At 67.8% G+C, this 15,872-nt stretch carries 16 protein-coding genes; 6 read left to right on the top strand and 10 right to left on the bottom strand.

Features of this window, described 5'->3' with window-relative positions; genetic code table 11:
- Window positions 1–65: 65 nt before the first annotated feature.
- Together AC1RN0_RS04690 and AC1RN0_RS04685 are read right to left on the bottom strand one after the other, a co-directional pair.
- A complete protein-coding gene (locus AC1RN0_RS04690) occupies window positions 66–383 on the bottom strand; it encodes a hypothetical protein (protein ID WP_492786266.1) in 318 nt (105 codons plus the stop codon).
- A gap of 12 nt (window positions 384–395) precedes the next feature.
- The gene (locus tag AC1RN0_RS04685; protein WP_492786265.1) at window positions 396–1,295 is read right to left on the bottom strand and encodes a Gfo/Idh/MocA family protein; all 900 of its coding nucleotides are present in this window, start codon (window positions 1,293–1,295) and stop codon (window positions 396–398) included.
- A 94-nt stretch (window positions 1,296–1,389) separates the two neighbouring features.
- On the opposite strand from AC1RN0_RS04685, the gene AC1RN0_RS04680 reads away from it, so the two are divergent.
- Window positions 1,390–2,391 (top strand): NADP-dependent oxidoreductase, encoded by a 1,002-nt coding sequence (locus AC1RN0_RS04680; RefSeq protein ID WP_492786264.1) that lies wholly within the window; start codon window positions 1,390–1,392, stop codon window positions 2,389–2,391.
- 124 nt (window positions 2,392–2,515) lie between these two features.
- Here the strand turns inward: AC1RN0_RS04680 and AC1RN0_RS04675 are convergent, their stop codons facing one another.
- Window positions 2,516–2,869 carry a copper-binding protein gene (locus AC1RN0_RS04675; RefSeq protein WP_492786263.1) on the bottom strand — a complete coding sequence of 118 codons (354 nt, stop codon included), beginning with the start codon at window positions 2,867–2,869 and terminating at the stop codon, window positions 2,516–2,518.
- A gap of 117 nt (window positions 2,870–2,986) precedes the next feature.
- On the opposite strand from AC1RN0_RS04675, the gene AC1RN0_RS04670 reads away from it, so the two are divergent.
- Together AC1RN0_RS04670 and AC1RN0_RS04665 are read left to right on the top strand one after the other, a co-directional pair.
- Window positions 2,987–3,895 carry a cobalamin biosynthesis protein CbiG gene (locus AC1RN0_RS04670; RefSeq protein ID WP_492786262.1) on the top strand — a complete coding sequence of 303 codons (909 nt, stop codon included), beginning with the start codon at window positions 2,987–2,989 and terminating at the stop codon, window positions 3,893–3,895.
- Between the two features lie 72 nt (window positions 3,896–3,967).
- Entirely contained in the window at window positions 3,968–5,203 is a 1,236-nt protein-coding gene (locus AC1RN0_RS04665) for a DUF418 domain-containing protein (protein ID WP_492786261.1), read from the top strand.
- A 90-nt stretch (window positions 5,204–5,293) separates the two neighbouring features.
- On the opposite strand, the gene AC1RN0_RS04660 is transcribed toward AC1RN0_RS04665, so the two are convergent.
- A complete protein-coding gene (locus tag AC1RN0_RS04660; protein WP_492786260.1) occupies window positions 5,294–6,667 on the bottom strand; it encodes a class II 3-deoxy-7-phosphoheptulonate synthase in 1,374 nt (457 codons plus the stop codon).
- 584 nt (window positions 6,668–7,251) lie between these two features.
- Here AC1RN0_RS04660 and AC1RN0_RS04655 point away from each other — a divergent pair.
- The gene (locus AC1RN0_RS04655; protein ID WP_492786259.1) at window positions 7,252–7,413 is read left to right on the top strand and encodes a hypothetical protein; all 162 of its coding nucleotides are present in this window, start codon (window positions 7,252–7,254) and stop codon (window positions 7,411–7,413) included.
- Between the two features lie 130 nt (window positions 7,414–7,543).
- Here AC1RN0_RS04655 and AC1RN0_RS04650 read toward each other — a convergent pair whose 3' ends face one another.
- The 5 genes from AC1RN0_RS04650 to rpiA all read right to left on the bottom strand — a co-directional run bounded on the left by AC1RN0_RS04650 (window position 7,544) and on the right by rpiA (window position 12,086).
- On the bottom strand, window positions 7,544–8,332 hold the full coding sequence (locus AC1RN0_RS04650) for a hypothetical protein (protein WP_492786258.1): 789 nt from the start codon (window positions 8,330–8,332) through the stop codon (window positions 7,544–7,546).
- A gap of 9 nt (window positions 8,333–8,341) precedes the next feature.
- Entirely contained in the window at window positions 8,342–8,848 is a 507-nt protein-coding gene (locus AC1RN0_RS04645; protein WP_492786257.1) for a hypothetical protein, read from the bottom strand.
- Between the two features lie 44 nt (window positions 8,849–8,892).
- A complete protein-coding gene (locus AC1RN0_RS04640; protein ID WP_492786256.1) occupies window positions 8,893–9,813 on the bottom strand; it encodes a hypothetical protein in 921 nt (306 codons plus the stop codon).
- Window positions 9,814–9,975: 162 nt separating this feature from the next.
- Window positions 9,976–11,355: a glutathione-disulfide reductase gene (gor, locus tag AC1RN0_RS04635; RefSeq protein WP_492786255.1), complete on the bottom strand. Its 1,380-nt coding sequence runs from the start codon at window positions 11,353–11,355 to the stop codon at window positions 9,976–9,978.
- Window positions 11,356–11,405: 50 nt separating this feature from the next.
- Window positions 11,406–12,086: a ribose-5-phosphate isomerase RpiA gene (rpiA, locus tag AC1RN0_RS04630; RefSeq protein ID WP_492786254.1), complete on the bottom strand. Its 681-nt coding sequence runs from the start codon at window positions 12,084–12,086 to the stop codon at window positions 11,406–11,408.
- Window positions 12,087–12,268: 182 nt separating this feature from the next.
- On the opposite strand from rpiA, the gene ahpC reads away from it, so the two are divergent.
- Entirely contained in the window at window positions 12,269–12,832 is a 564-nt protein-coding gene (gene ahpC, locus AC1RN0_RS04625) for an alkyl hydroperoxide reductase subunit C (RefSeq protein WP_492786253.1), read from the top strand.
- An 86-nt stretch (window positions 12,833–12,918) separates the two neighbouring features.
- Window positions 12,919–14,502: an alkyl hydroperoxide reductase subunit F gene (gene ahpF / locus AC1RN0_RS04620; protein WP_492786252.1), complete on the top strand. Its 1,584-nt coding sequence runs from the start codon at window positions 12,919–12,921 to the stop codon at window positions 14,500–14,502.
- On the opposite strand, the gene glmU is transcribed toward ahpF, so the two are convergent.
- Entirely contained in the window at window positions 14,499–15,869 is a 1,371-nt protein-coding gene (glmU, locus tag AC1RN0_RS04615) for a bifunctional UDP-N-acetylglucosamine diphosphorylase/glucosamine-1-phosphate N-acetyltransferase GlmU (protein WP_492786419.1), read from the bottom strand. The two genes, ahpF and glmU, sit on opposite strands and share 4 nt — an antisense overlap.
- Window positions 15,870–15,872: the final 3 nt, after the last annotated feature.

Below are 15,872 nucleotides of genomic sequence, written 5' to 3'. Positions count from 1 at the left end.
ACGCACCTCAAGGGATGTCTGGCGCTCGGGCCGGAGGAAGTGGGGACACACACGACTTTCGGCGACTACCCTGTGCGCGTCGCCTGCCACGCCGTGATCGCGGCCCCAGCTCTCTTGGCCTCATCGCTGGGGCCGATCGTCAGGTTCCTCACCTTGAACGGCGAGCTACTCCCGATCGCACCGGGGGCGCTGTAGTGAATGTCGTAGACTAGCTGATCGAGATAGGCGCGGCCGCCAGCCGCATACGCGACACGCTCCGCATCATCGAGTGCGATCAGAACGCTGTAGCCGACCGCGCTGTGTTCGCAGTTGGCGTCCAGATAGAGCGTCTTGTCCTCCTCCAGCAGAAACCAGACCTGCGGCTCGTGATCGAGAACTCTCACGCTCGATCCCCCTCAGAACCCCGCCGCCTGCTCCACCGCGAGCGCCAGATCCAGCGCCCGCGCCGCTTCCTCGCCCGTCACCACCGGCCGGGGCGACAGCCCGCGCACCGCCGCGACGAAGCCGGCGACGCTGGTTCCGAGCGGATCCTGGCCGGCCGGGGTCTCGGTGAAGGCCTCGTTCAGGGCGTAGGGCGTAGTGTTGCTGAAGGCGCGGGTGACGAAGTCGATCTCCAGCACGCCCGACGGATAGACGATGCGCATGGTCCGCTCGCGCGCCTGGGCGTTGCGGGCGGCGGTGAACACGGCCGTGAAGCCGTCGCTGAAGGTCGCCTCGCCGCGGACCTGGTCCTCGTCGCCCTCGGCCTCGACGGCCAGCGGCTCGGCGTCGGTCAGCGACAGGGCCAGATCGATGTCGTGGATCATCAGGTCGAGCACGACCGAGACGTCGCGGCTGCGGTCCGAAATCGGCCCCTTGCGCACGGCCTCAAGCAGCAGCGGCTTCTCGGGGATATCGAACAGGCCCATGGCCTGCGAGACAACCCGCTCCTGATGGCCGCAGGCCAGCGCCAGACCGCGCTTCGCCGCCTCTGCGATCAGGTGGTCGGCGTCCTCCAGCGTCGTCGCCAGCGGTTTTTCGACATAGACCGGCTTGCCTGCCTTCAGGCAGGCCAGGGCCGCCGCCGCATGGGTGGTCGCCGGCGACGCGACGGTGACGATGTCGACCGCCGCCAGCAGGGCGTCCAGGTCGGAGAAGGCGGTCACGCCTAGCCTGTCGGCGAGCGCCTGGCAGCGCGCCGGGTCGACGTCGAAGATGCCGACCAGATCCACCCCGTCCATCTGGACGTATTTGTTGGCGTGAAAGCCGCCGAAGACGCCGGAGCCGACGACCCCGGCCTTGAGAACCTGTTCCATGCCCCGCTTCTAGCGCGGTTCTTCGCCTTCCGCGAGGTGAGGAAACGCGCTAAACGCTCGTTTGAAATTCCAGAAAAGACCGGGAGATACGCCTATGACGACCTCACGCGAGATCCGCCTGAAGAGCCGCCCCGTGGGCACGCCCACCGCCGACAATTTCGAACTGGCCACCGTTGAGCTGCCTGCGCCCGGCGCCGGCGAGATCCAGGTGCGCAACACCTGGATGACCGTCGACCCCTACATGCGCGGCCGCATGAACGACGTGAAGAGCTACAGCCCGCCGTTCCAGCTGGGCAAGGCCATGGAAGGCGGGGCGGTCGGCGAGGTGATCGCCTCCAACGATCCGTCGTTCGCCGTCGGCGATCTGGTCCAGAGCATGTTCGGCTGGCGCGAGGCGTTCAACGCCCCAGCCTCGGCGGTGCAGAAGCTGAACACCTTCGGCCTGCCGCCGCAGACCTTCCTCGGCATCGCCGGCATGCCGGGCATGACTGCCTGGGTCGGCCTGCTGAAGATCGCCGCCCTCAAGGAAGGCGACATCGTCTTCGTCTCCGGCGCGGCCGGCGCGGTGGGCTCGGTCGTGGTGCAGATCGCCAAGATCAAGGGCCACACGGTGATCGGCTCCTGCGGCGGCGAGGACAAGGTCGCCTTCCTCAAGTCGATCGGCTGTGACGAGGTCATCGACTACAAGGCCGAGAAGGACCTGACCGCCGCCCTCAACCGCGTCGCGCCCAAGGGCATCGACGTCTATTTCGAGAACGTCGGCGGCGAGCACATGGACGCGGCCCTGGCCTGCGCCCGCCCGTTCGCCCGCTTCGCGCTGTGTGGCATGATCAGCCAGTACAACGCGACCGGCGACATGTACGGCGTGAGGAACCTGATCATGGCCGTCGGCAAGAGCCTGAAGCTGGAAGGCTTCATCGTCTCCAACCACTTCCACCACCTGCCCGACTTCCTGCAGGACATGTCTGGCTGGATCAACGACGGCAAGCTGAAGTGGACCGAGACGGTCGACGAGGGCATCGAGAACGCCCCCGGCGCCTTCCTCAAGCTGTTCGCCGGCGGCAACACCGGCAAGATGCTGGTCAAGCTGGGGTAGCTTGCGTGGTTCGAGACGCGGACCTGAGGGTCCGCTCCTCACCATGACGAACAGAGTGGGCGATCAACACCGCTGGGTCATCCTGAGGAGCGAGCCTCAAGCGAGCGTCTCGAAGGACGCACGATCAACGCCCCGTCAGCTCCACCACCGCCCAGCCGTCGCCGAGCTTCTGGTACTTCAGCGCCACCCGCGCGCCCGGCTCGCCGGGCGAGACGGCGATGACGTCCGCCCAGGTGCGGAAGGTCGTGCGACCGGCGGCCAGCGGCGAGCCCGCGGCGCCCTCGTGGTCGAGGGTGATCGTCCGGCCGTCGGTGGACACCACGGTCCCGGTCGTCGCGTAGACCGGCCCGCTCGGCCCCTCGGGGATGATCAGCGCGCGGGCCTTGGCCGACTTCAGGTCCCTGTCGTCCTTCGACGACGGCCCGCAGGCGGCCAGCGCCAGGGCGGCCAGAACAAGGGCGGCGGCGATCTTCTTCATGAAACTGCTCCGGGATCTGACGACCCGATTATCACGAACACGCGGGAATTGAAGCGGGCGCTTCCTCCCACGCGTCGCGACCGCTAAAAGCCCGGCCAATCTTGAGGGAGTAGAGCCGTGTCGCGCCTTTTCAGCGCCTATGTGATGGTCGACTGGAGCGCCGCCTCGGCGCCGCGGACGGGCAAGGACTCCATCTGGATCGGGGTGATCAAGCGCGACATCCGCTTCCGCCCGACCTTCGAAGCCTTCAACCCGGCCACTCGCGACGAGGCGATGAAGGTGCTCGGCGAGGTGCTGGCCGACCTACGCCGGCGCGGCGAGCGCGCCCTGGTCGGGTTCGACTTCCCGCTCGGCTATCCCGAAGGCACAGCCAGGGCGCTGGCGCTAAAGACGCCCGACTGGAGCGGCATGTGGGCCTTCCTGGCGGCGAACGTCGTCGACAAGCCGACCAACGTGAACAACCGCTTCGCCGTCGCGGCGAAGATGAACCGGCTGATGACCGACCAGCCCTGGCCGTTCTGGGGCTGCCCGGCCAATGACAGCCAGCGCTGGCTGTCGACCACCAAGCCGACCGCCCTGCCCGAGGGCCTGCCGCCGCAGCTGCGCCGCGCCGAGAAGCTCACCCAGGGCAAGGGCAAGGCCGGGGCCAAGACCGTCTGGCAGGTGTTCGGCAACGGCACCGTCGGCAGCCAGGCCATCGTCGGCATACCGCGGGTCAAGGCGCTGGCCGACCAACTGGGCGACAAGGCGAAGGCCTGGCCATTCCAGACCGGCTGGAAGACCCTGACCCCCGCCGACGTCGACGGCCTGGAAGCGGTGTTCGCCGAGGTCTACCCGCCGCTGGCCGAGCCCAGGCCCGAGCCCGGCGAGGTTCCCGACCGCGCCCAGGTCCGCGCGCTGTGCGAGCACTTCCTCAAGCTCGACGAGGCCGGCGATCTGGGCGCCGCCTTCGGTCCGGGCGCCGGCGCCGAGCCGGAGGTCGTGGCCGTGGTCGAGTGCGAAGAAGGCTGGATCCTCGGGGTCTGATCTTCCGGCGGATTGACTTCCGCCGGCCGCCGTTCACCCTCCCCGCAAAAGAACGCCGGGGGGAGGCGCGCCTTGACCACCACGACCGAACGCTACCAGTCGATCGACGCCGTGCGCGGCTTCGCCGTGCTGGGCATCCTGCTGATGAACATCGTCGGCATGGGCCTGCCGACCTTCGCCTACGTCAGCCCGGTCTACTGGGGCGGCCACACGGGCGCGGACCTGTGGGCCTGGGCGATCAACTACGTGCTGTCGGACGGCAAGTTCCGCGGCCTGTTCACCATGCTGTTCGGGGCCAGCATGCTGCTGATCGCCGACCGCGCCGAGGGCCGCAAACCGGGCCCGGCCGCGACCCACTACCGCCGGGTCTGGTGGCTGTTCGTCATCGGCATGATCCACGCCTACTTCCTGTTCTTCGGCGACATCCTGGTGACCTACGCCCTGGCCGGGGCGCTGGTGTTCCCGCTGCGCAAGCTGGGACCCAGGACGCTGATCGCCATCGGCGTGGCGGTGCTGCTGGCGCTGCTCGGCAAGGACCTGTTCGAGGTCACCTACATCAAGGCCATCCAGACGGCGGTCGCGGCCGGCACGGCCACGCCCGCGCAGACGGAGATCTGGAACGGCGCGCAGCTGCTGCTCAACGCGCCCCACGCCATGGGTGAGATGGAGGTGCGGCTGATGCGCGGCGGCTTCCTCGAGGCGCTGCAGAGCCGCGCCCAGGCCGCGTGGATCATCCAGAGCCAGTTCATGCCGACCGAGGAGATCCCCGAGGCCGTCGGCCAGATGCTGATCGGCGCGGGCCTGTTCCGGCTGGGCTTTTTCACCCTCGGCTGGTCCAGCCGCGCCTACGCCACGATGATCGCCATCGGCTACCTCGTGGGCGTGCCGGTCACCGCCTGGCTGGCCTGGAAGACGGTGCAGGTCGACTTCGAGCCGGTCGCCCGCCGCCTGTTCGAGGTGCTGACCGCCCCGCCGCGGCCGTTCATCGCCCTGGCCCACGCCAGCCTGCTGATGCTGATCATCCGCGCCGGCGCGCTGAAGGGCCTGATCAGCCGGCTGGAGGCCGCCGGCCGGATGGCCTTCAGCAACTACCTGTCGACCTCGATCATCACGTCGTTCGTGTTCTGCGGCTATGGCCTGGGCCTCTACGGCCAGCTGCACCGGGCGGAGCTCTACGGGGTGGTGCTGGCCGTCTGGGCCTTCATCCTGCTGTGGAGCAAGCCCTGGCTGGCGCGGTTCCACTACGGCCCGTTCGAGTGGCTGTGGCGCTCGCTGGTGATGTGGAAAGCCCAGCCGTTCCGCAAATAGGGGACATGTACCGCAGGTACGTGTCCCCCAATCGAGAGTCAGCGGCGGTTCGTTTAGGGGACACGTACCTTCGGTACATGTCCCCGCGTATCAGCTCGCCGCCCTCAGCCGGTCGCGGCCGCTCTTCAGCCGCTCGGCCACGAGGAAGGCCAGTTCCAGCGCCTGTTCGCCGTTCAGGCGCGGGTCGCAGTGGGTGTGGTAGCGGTCGCCGAGCTCGCCCTCGAGCACCGCCCGCGCGCCGCCGATGCATTCGGTGACGTTCTGGCCGGTCATTTCCAGGTGCACGCCGCCGGGGTGGACGCCCTCGGCCTCGGCCACGTCGACGAAGCCCTTCACCTCGGCCAAAATCTTGTCGAACGGCCGGGTCTTGTAGCCGTTGCCGGCCTTCAGGGTGTTGCCGTGCATCGGGTCGGTCGCCCAGACCACCGAGCGGCCGGCCTTCTTGGTCGCCGCCATCAGCCGCGGCAGGCGCTCGGCGATCTTGTCCGCGCCGAAGCGGCCGATCAGCGTCAGCCGGCCGGGCTCGTTGGCCGGGTTCAGCGTGTCGATCAGGCGCAAGAGGTCGTCCGGCTCCAGCGTCGGGCCGACCTTCATGCCGATCGGGTTCCTGATGCCCTTGGCGAACTCGACATGCGCCCCGTCCAGCTGGCGCGTGCGCTCGCCGATCCACAGCATGTGGGCCGAGGTGTCGTACCAGTCGCCCGAGGTCGAATCGATGCGCGTCATGGCCTCCTCGAAGCCCAGCAGCAGCGACTCGTGGCTGGTGAAGAACTCCACCTGCTTCATGCCCGGATGGCTCTCGGGCGTGACGCCGATGGCGGCCATGAAGGCCAGGCTCTCGCTGATCTTGTCCGACAGCTCGCGGTAGCGCGCGCCCTGCGGACTGTCGCTGACGAAGCCCAGCGTCCAGCGGTGGATGTTGTGCAGGTCGGCGTAGCCGCCGCCGGCGAAGGCCCGCAGCAGGTTCAGCGTCGAGGACGCCTGGGCGTAGGCCTTCAGCAGCCGCTCGGGGTCCGGCGCGCGGTCGGCGGCGTTGAAGTCCATGCCGTTGATGTTGTCGCCGCGATAGGACGGCAGGGTCACCCCGTCGATCGTCTCGACCGGCTCGGAGCGCGGCTTGGCGAACTGGCCGGCGATGCGGCCGACCTTCACCACCGGCTTGCCGCCGGCGAAGGTCAGCACCACCGCCATCTGCAGGATCAGGCGGAAGGTGTCGCGGATGTTGTCCGCATGGAATTCCTTGAAGCTCTCGGCGCAGTCGCCGCCCTGCAGCAGGAAGGCCTTGCCCTCGGCCACGTCGCCGAGCAGCGACTTCAGCCGGCGCGCTTCACCCGCGAACACCAGCGGCGGCATCCGGCGAAGCTCGGTCTCGACCCGCTCCACCACGGCCGCGTCCGGATAATCGGTCGGCAGGTGCTTGGCGGGTTTGGCTCTCCAGGACGACGGGGTCCAGCGCTCGGTCATGATCTCAACTCTGAAATGGATCGCGGCTCATACAGGAAGCCGGTTCCGAAGGCAAAATAATGCGCGCGACGGGTGTGATCGGCGCGGACGGGGGCATGGGTGTGCGTGGCGGTTGCGGCGGGCGTAGGGCGTAGGGCGTAGGGCGTAGGGCGTAGGGCGTAGCGGAAGATGGGGTGCGGCGGCGGCGGCGGAAGGGGGTTTGGGGGTGAGTGTCTCTGTTTCACGCCTTTGCCCGCCCTCCACCATCGCGCGAAGCCCTCGCGGCCCGCGCCCTGCCCTCATTATAACGCCGCCGCCCAAGGGGCGGGGTCGGGGCGGCGGAGGTTAGTGAAAACAGGGGGTTGCGGGTGGGGGGCGAGTTCGGCGCGCGCACGGGAGGGCGTCGGGCGGCGGTGACGAGGGGCGGGTGGGGGGCGTCGAGAGGCTCCGAACATGGGAGCGAATGTCCCGTCGATGTCTCGCGTTGTCTCGGGATTATTCGTCTCGACAGTCTCGAAGGCAGGGCCGCTCCTGACCCTTAGAGGCCCTTAAGAATGTCAGGTTCTCGCAGCTTGGTTTCGACGCGGCGACATGGAGGTATCAACATGACCGACCGTGCTAGCGCCGCCGAGAACGTTGCTGAGGATTGCCACGAACTGGCGGCGGTCGGATATCTGACCCACGTCGGCAGCTACCGCGCGCGCCGCCGTTTCGCCGAAGGCCCGCCGCTGGTCTTCATCGTGGGCCTGCTGTCGATCCGGCCGTGACCGGCAACGAGAAGCAGTCGGTCATTCTGGTCCCGATGGGGGCGGCGGCTGGGAAGACGTCGGTGCCGTAGCCAAACGAAGCCTGGCCGGACTAGCGGTCGCCGAGGAACTCACCCGACGCAGGATGCTATCAAGACCGCAGAATGAAGGCTCCCATTCGGTGCAACGTGCGAAGGTCGAACTTCTCCGACGCCAACTCGTCGAACCGGAAGACAAGGCCGTCCAAAGTGTAGCTTGCCCGGCGCAGCCACTCATCAGTGATCTGGACCCGTCCCGTGTCGGAGACCTCGAGCTCGATCGACAACCCCCTTGTCCGCGCTTTGAAAAGGTCGTTCACGACGCAGTCGTTATGGGCGATCAGGTTGCGAACCTCAGATGCCAAAGTCGTCATTTCGAAGGCCGCATCCGTCGGGAAGAGGTCGATGCCGGTTCGCCCAACCACGAACTTCCGAAGCTCGCCGAGCGACTTGTATGACAGCTCGTGGACCTTCTTCTCGGCAATGCGCCAGATGAGGTCATCGTAGCTGCCTGCCTCGATCACCGACGCGATGTCTACCGACCCTTCGGACTTCAAGATTTCAGGCCGAGCCAGGAAGATGTCGCGAAGGGCGGTCGTGAGATAGAGGTCGAAGGACTCGATGGCTCTCGACAGCATGATCTCGTTCATGAGCGGGCGGTGCTTGGAATAGTCATACCGAAGCACCGCACGCCCCTTGTCGTCGGCCCTCGCTTGTTCCTCCTCCGGCACGAGATTGCCTAGGGCAACGGAGGTCTTCACGAAGTTGAAGTAGAAGCTAACGAGGTCGCGCAACTCCATGATCCGCGCCATGTAGGTTAGGCACGGCTCAGTAACGCGGTCGGGCGGATTGCGGAATCCCTCGGCAAGCGGGTCGGTGGCTTCTTCAGCGTCGTCGCTCATGCCTCTCATTCAATTCGCCTGCGGGGTCGTCAGGATAAAGAGATCGTGGGGTCCCTGCCCCTCGCCGCGATGCATAAGGGCGTTGAGGTATCGCATCCGCTTGGAGCCTTCGGCCACAATGTATCGAACCTGACTGAGATCACCGTCCAGGGAACGGATACCGTTAGGAGTTTCGAGCGCGAGCAAAGGCATGTCCCAGGTCCCGGTGTTCATCGCCAGTGCGGTGGCGTTCGGGCCAAATCCCACCCCTCCGTTGAAGACCTTGAAGTCGTGGTCGGCCACCATCGGGCCGCCGAATTCCAAGTGGACATCCGAAAGGATGCGGTCGCCCGGCCACGACTCCAATCGCCACTTGAGCGGGGCAAGCTCAAGAAATGCCATGTAGGAGTGGCACCAGTGCCGATAAATCCATTGCTCGGCGATGCGCGGGTCGAGATGGGCCAAACTCTCGCTCCAGCGTGCCCACCAAGCCTCAAAGGGTTCCTTGTTGAAGTCGCCCTCGCCGATAGGACGCATGGCAGGGTCCCAAACACATTCCCAGCGTTGGCGAAGGTCCAGCACTAACCCGCGCCAGCGATGTCGATCGTGATGGCGATCGCGGCCTGGATCGGCGCCGACCGCCGATAAAAGAGGTACTCTAGGTTCTCGTCAGCGCTGCCGTCGAACAGCGCGCCTTGACGGCAACGCAGAACTTCGTCGGCCACAAAGTCCTCCAGCCGCCAGCCCGAGCTGGCGAAGGCGTCGGAAGCGTCGCTGACAGTTGGATCCTTGAGGCCCCCGAAGGTCGGGAACCGTCCCACTGAAAGCGACGCCAGATGGCCATGGACGTGCGCCATCGTCTGCACCCGACAGCCGAGATCGTTGCTCGTAGTAGCCCTGACGCCGTTGAGCGCGGGATAGGTGGCGCGGAATGGGAGCTGATGCGGATTGTAGAAGGCATAGAAAACGGGGATGCGGCGGGCCTGCACATACTCTTCGATCCGACCGACTTGCGGACTTCCAGCATGCATGGCGGCGTACCGGCTATCGTCATCGAAGCTGAAGGTTCGCTGTGACGTAAGCGGCATTACCGGGTCCGTGCGGTCGCCAAGGCGGCCGATACCGATCGCGAAGTCATCCATCTCCAGTGGTTCGACAGCCACCTCGTCAGAGTAGAGACGCTTGGTCTGGAGCAAGGCGACCTTGCGCTGCTGCAGGCGTCCAGCCCGACGGAGCAGGATCAAGATTGCGATGTCCGCGATCTCCCAACGGCCGTACATTCTCCTCCCGCCGAGCCAGTGGCTTTCGATCACGACAGCAGCCTGTTCTCCCGCAAAGAACGCTGCCGGCGCGTCGGTCAGCTCGTCAATCAAGGTGTGGTCTAGCGACTCCTCGTGCATCGACGGGTGGTCGCTCATCTTCCGCGACACGCGGTCGTTCGCTGCGGCGAACGTCTGTTTGACGTAGTCGATGACGGCTTCTGGAATGTCCGCGAACGTCATAAGTCCACCGTTCTTTCCGCCCCGTCCGCCCTCGCGGTTGAGGTCATACTAGCCGCAAGCAACTCAAGCGCCAGACCGCCGCCGGCGGTCGGGCGGTTCGGGGAAACGTCTGCTTTTCGGCTGCGCCTTAACTTCCGGTCCTGGCGCGATGCGGCCCCCCCCCTACCCCAGCTCCGCCGGCACATACTTCTCCCGCATCGTCACCAGCTCCTCCGCCGCCGTCGGGTGGACCGCGCAGGTGGAGTCCCACTGCTGCTTGGTCACGCCCATCTTCACGGCGATGGCGGCCATCTGGATCATTTCGGGGGCGTCGGGGCCGACCACGTGGACGCCGACGACCTGCTGGGTGTCCTGGCGGACCAGCAGCTTCATCAGGGTGCGCTCCTCGCCGCCGTAGAAGGTGACCTTCATCGGGCGGAACACCGCGCGGTAGACGTCGATCGGGCCGAATGCCTTGCGGGCCTCGGCCTCGCCCATGCCGACCGTGCCGATCGGCGGCTGGGAGAAGACGGCGGTGGCGACCATGTCGTGGTCGAAGGTGGTCGGGTTATTGCGGAACTCGGTCTCGGCGAAGGCGGCGCCCTCGCGGATGGCCACCGGGGTCAGGTTGATCCGGTCGGTCACGTCGCCGACGGCCCAGATGTTGTCGACGTTGGTCTTGCTGAATTTGTCGACCTTGATCGCGCCGCGTTCGTTGAGCGCGACGCCCGCCGTCTCAAGGCCCAGACCCTGGACGTAGGGCTCGCGGCCGGTGGCGAACATCACCTGCTCGGTGGTGAAGGTCATGTGGTTGTTGAGCGTGCTGACGATGCCGGCGTCGGTCTTTTCCAGCTTCTCGTGGCGGCAGCCGAGCACCACCTTGATGCCGCGCCGCTCCATCTCGCCGGCCAGGTGGGCGCGGATGTCGTCGTCGAAGCCGCGCAGCACGTTCGCCCCGCGATAGAGCAGCGTCACCTCGACGCCGAGGCCGGCGTAGATGCCGGCGAACTCCACGGCGATATAGCCGCCGCCGACGATCAGGATGCTCTTGGGAAGGGTCTCCAGGTGGAAGGCCTCGTCCGAGCTGATGGCGTGCTCGACGCCCGGCAGGTCGGCCGGATAGGTCGGCCGGCCGCCGGTGGCGATGAGGATCTTGTCGGCGGTGACGGTGCGGGCGTCCTGGCCGGTGATCTCGAGGGTGTGGGCGTCCTTCAGCACCGCCCGGCCATGCAGCAGGTCGGCGCCGGCCTTCTGCAGGTTGGTGACGTAGATCCCCGACAGGCGGGCGATCTCGATGTCCTTGGCCTGGAGGAAGGTCGGCCAGTCGAAGGTCGGCTCCTGGACGGTCCAGCCGAAGCCGCGGGCCGTCTTGATCTGCTGCGAGACCTCGCTGGCGTAGACCATGAACTTCTTGGGCACGCAGCCGCGCACCACGCAGGTGCCGCCGACGCGGTATTCCTCGGCCACGCCGACGCGGGCGCCGGTCATGGCCGCCAGCCGCGCGGCCCGGACCCCGCCGGAACCGGCCCCGATGACGAAGAGGTCGTAGTCGTACTTGGACATGGGGGCTCCGGCGGTCAGGGATTGGGCGTGGGCGGCAGGTGGATATGGGGTCAGGGAACGTGCCTGACCACCCCGGCGTCGGTGCCGACCAGCGCCTCGTCGGCGAGGTCGAGGAACAGGCCGTGGTCGACCACCCCGGTGACGCTCTTGAGGGCGGCGGCCAGGGCGGCGGGATCCTCGATGGCGCCGGCGGCGAGGTCGTAGATGACGTTGCCGCCGTCGGTGACCACCACGCCGCGCTCGGCCGTGCGCAGGCGCGGCGGCGGCAGCTCGAACTCGGCGGCGATGTCGGCCAGGTGACGGCCGGTGTGCGGGTGGCCGAAGCGGACCACCTCGATCGGCAGCGGGAATTTGCCGAGCACCTTCACCAGCTTGGCGGCGTCGGCGATGACCACGCAGCGGCGCGAGGCCTCCCAGACCAGCTTCTCGCGCAGCAGGGCCGCGCCGCCGCCCTTGATCAGCGACAGGCCCGGGCCGATCTCGTCGGCCCCGTCGACGGTCAGGTCGATGGCCTTGACGTCATCCAGACCGACCAGCGGGATGCCCAGCTCGCGGGCCAGATTGGCCGTCGCCTCGGAGGTCGGCACGCCGCGGATGTCGAGCGAGCGGGCGGCCAGGGCCCGCACGAACCAGGCGGCCGTCGAGCCGGTGCCCAGGCCCACGACCATGCCGGCCTCGACCAGATCGGCGGCGGCCTCGCCCGAGGCCTTCTTCTGTGCGTCTGCGGTCATGATCCCGGTCCGAAACTTCGCGTCGGGGGTGTTTAGCACCGGACGGCGGCGTGGGAAGATGGCGGCGGCCGCGCGGCCTGGAGACGACATAGACCGTCTCTATCCTGCGCGCTGATTAAATCAATTTTGTTTATCAAGCGTCAGCGGCTATCCCAACGCCATCGACCTCACCGGAGCACGACATGTCCCTGATCAACACCGAAATCAAACCCTTCACCGCCCAGGCCTTCAAGGCCGGCAAGTTCATCTCGGTCAGCGACGGCGACCTGAAGGGCAAGTGGTCGGTGGTCTTCTTCTATCCGGCCGACTTCACCTTCGTCTGCCCGACCGAGCTGGAAGACCTGGCCGACAACTACGCCGAGTTCCAGAAGCTGGGCGTGGAGATCTACTCGGTCTCGACCGACACCCACTTCTCGCACAAGGCCTGGCACGACACCTCGCCGGCCATCGGCAAGATCCAGTACACGATGATCGGCGACCCGTCGGGCGTGGTGACCAACAACTTCGGCGTCATGCGTGAAGGCCAGGGCCTGGCCGACCGCGGCACCTTCCTGGTCGACCCGAACGGCGTGATCCAGTTCACCGAGGTGACCGCCGAAGGCATCGGCCGCAACGCCGCCGAGCTGCTGCGCAAGGTCAAGGCCGCCCAGTACGTCGCCTCGCACCCGGGCGAAGTCTGCCCGGCCAAGTGGGAAGAAGGCGAGAAGACCCTCGCCCCGTCGCTGGACCTGGTCGGCAAGATCTAGGCCGCGCTTCCCCGGACTACCCGGCGCCGTCCAGCGGGCGGCGCCGGCGCTACCCCTCCCCCAGACGACCGTTACCGGAGCCGCACATGTTGGACGCCACCCTCAAGGGCCAGCTGAAAGCCTATCTCGAGAACCTCCGGCAGCCGGTCACCCTGGTCGCGTCGCTGGATGACCGCCCCGCCTCGGCCGAGCTGTCCGAGCTGCTGGACGACATCGCCGCCGCCTCGGACAAGGTCAGCCTGGCGCGCCGCGACGACGACGCCCGCCGGCCGTCCTTCGCCATCGAACGCGCCGCGGGCGACGCCAGCGTGCGCTTCGCCGGCCTGCCGCTCGGCCACGAGTTCACCTCGCTGGTGCTGGCCCTGCTGCACGTCGGCGGCCACCCGCCGCGCATCGAGCCCGAGCTGGTCGAGCAGATCCGCGCCCTCGAGGGGCCGTTCCACTTCGAAACCTACTTCTCGCAGTCCTGCCAGAACTGCCCCGACGTGGTGCAGGCGCTGAACACCATGGCCGCGCTGAACCCGAACATCAGCCACGTGGCCATCGACGGCGCGCTGTTCCAGGCCGAGGTCGAGGCCCGCCAGGTGATGGCCGTGCCCACCGTGCTGCTGAACGGCGAGGCCTTCGGCCAGGGCCGCATGAGCCTGGAGCAGATCCTGGCCAGGCTCGACACCGGCGCGGCCGCCCGCGACGCCGAGAAGCTCAAGGCGAAAGCGCCTTACGAGGTGCTGATCATCGGCGGCGGCCCCGCCGGCGCCGCCGCGGCCATCTACGCCGCGCGCAAGGGCATCCGCACGGGCCTCGCCGCCGAGCGCTTCGGCGGCCAGGTGCTCGACACCATGGCCATCGAGAACTTCATTTCCGTGCCGCACACCGAAGGGCCCAGGCTGGTCTCCGGCCTCGAGCAGCACGTGAAGGACTACGACGTCGACGTGATGAACCTGCAGAAGGCGGTCAAGCTGGTCCCGGCGGCCACGCCCGGCGGGCTGGTTACGGTCGAGCTGGAGAACGGCGCCAGCCTGTCCTCGCGCACGGTCATCCTGGCCACCGGCGCCCGCTGGCGGCAGATGGGCGTGCCCGGCGAGGAGCAGTACCGCAACAAGGGCGTGGCCTACTGCCCGCACTGCGACGGTCCGCTGTTCAAGGGCAAGCGCGTGGCGGTGATCGGCGGCGGCAACAGCGGCGTCGAGGCGGCCATCGACCTGGCCGGCATCGTCGCCCATGTGACCCTGATCGAGTTCGACAGCCAGCTGCGGGCCGACGCGGTGCTGCAGCGCAAGCTGAACAGCCTGCCGAACGTGACCATCGTCACCTCGGCCCTGACCACCGAGGTCCATGGCGACGGGGCGAAGGTCAACGGCCTGAGCTACACCGACCGCAAGACCGACGAGACGCACCGGATCGAGCTGGAAGGCATCTTCGTGCAGATCGGCCTGGTCCCGAACACCGAGTGGCTCAAGGGCGCCCTGGCGCTGAGCCCGCGTGGCGAGATCGAGATCGACGCCCGCGGCGCCACCTCACTCCCCGGGGTGTTCGCCGGCGGCGACGCGACGACGACGCCCTACAAGCAGATCGTCATCGCCATGGGCGAGGGCTCGAAGGCGGCGCTGTCAGCGTTCGACTACCTGATCCGCCAGCCGGTGGCCGAGGCGGAGCAGGCGGCCGCCTAGGTCTTCTTCCGCGCCGCCTTCATGGCGCGGAAGCGCGCGGCCCAGCCGGGCTTTTCGGCCTGGACGCCGCGCTCGAGGCCCAGGGCGTCCGGCGGCACGTCCTTGGTGATCACCGAGCCCGAGCCGGTGTAGGCGCCCGCGCCGATGGTCACCGGCGCGACCAGGGAGGAATTCGAGCCCACGAAGGCCCCCTCGCCCACATGGGTCTCGAACTTGTCGAAGCCGTCGTAGTTGCAGAAGATCGTCCCGGCGCCGATGTTGGCCTTCGCGCCGATCGTGCCGTCGCCGAGATAGGACAGGTGGTTGGCCTTGGCGCCCTTGCCGACCCTGACCTTCTTCACTTCGACGAAGTTGCCGATATGGGCGTCCTCGCCGATGTCCGCGCCGGGGCGCAGGCGGGCGTAGGGGCCGACGATGGCGCCGGACCGAACGATGGCGCCCTCCAGATGGCTGAAGGCGCGGATCATCGCGCCGCTCTCGACCGTCACCCCCGGGCCGAACACCAGGTTGGGCTCCAGCGTCACGCCGCCGGCGATCTTCGTGTCGAAGCTGAGGAACACCGTCTCCGGCGCGGTCATGGTCACGCCGTCAGCCAGCAGGGCGGCGCGGGCGCGATCCTGCCAGAGGCGCTCGGCGCGGGCGACGCCGGCCTGGTCGTCGGCCCCCATGACGGCGGTCTCGGAGGTGAAGGCCACCCCCACCCGCTTGCCGGCCGCGCCCGCGATGCCGACGATGCTGGTGATGTAGTACTCGGCCTTGACGTTGTTGTTGTCGACGGCGGCCAGCCAGTCGAACAGCGGCCCCGCCGGGGCGCAGAGGATGCCGGAGTAGCAGGCGCGGACGGCCTTCTCCTCGGCGTTCGCGTCACGCGCCTCGACGATGCGCAGCAGCCGGCCGTCGGCGTCCTGGATCATCCGGCCGTAAAGGGCCGGATCGGCCGCCTCGAAGGCCAGCATGACCAGATCGTCGCCGGCCGCGCGGCGTTCGAACAGCGGAGCGAAGTCATCGGCCGTCAGCAGCGGGCAGTCGGCGTTGGTCACGATCACGTCGCCGTCGAACCCGGCGAGCGCCGCCTTCGCCGCCAGCACGGCGTGGGCGGTGCCCAGCGGCGGGTCCTGGATGGCCACGGCGGACTCGCCCAGGCGCTTCTTCACATGCTCGGCGACGGCCGGGCTGTGGGTCCCGCAGACCACCACCACCCGCTCACAGCCGGCGGCCTCGGCCGCGTCGATGGCCCGGTCGAGCATCGTCCGCCCGCCGATCCTGTGCAGGACCTTCGGCGTCGGGGACTTCATGCGGGTGCCCTGGCCGGCGGCCATGATCACCGCGGCGCGCTGGCTCATCGGATCGACTCGTGACGTTGCAATTGA

This window comes from Caulobacter sp. GW821-FHT12F03 (assembly GCF_058806855.1).
Note: the sequence above shows the minus strand (reverse complement) of the source record. Positions and strands in the feature narration are given on the sequence as shown.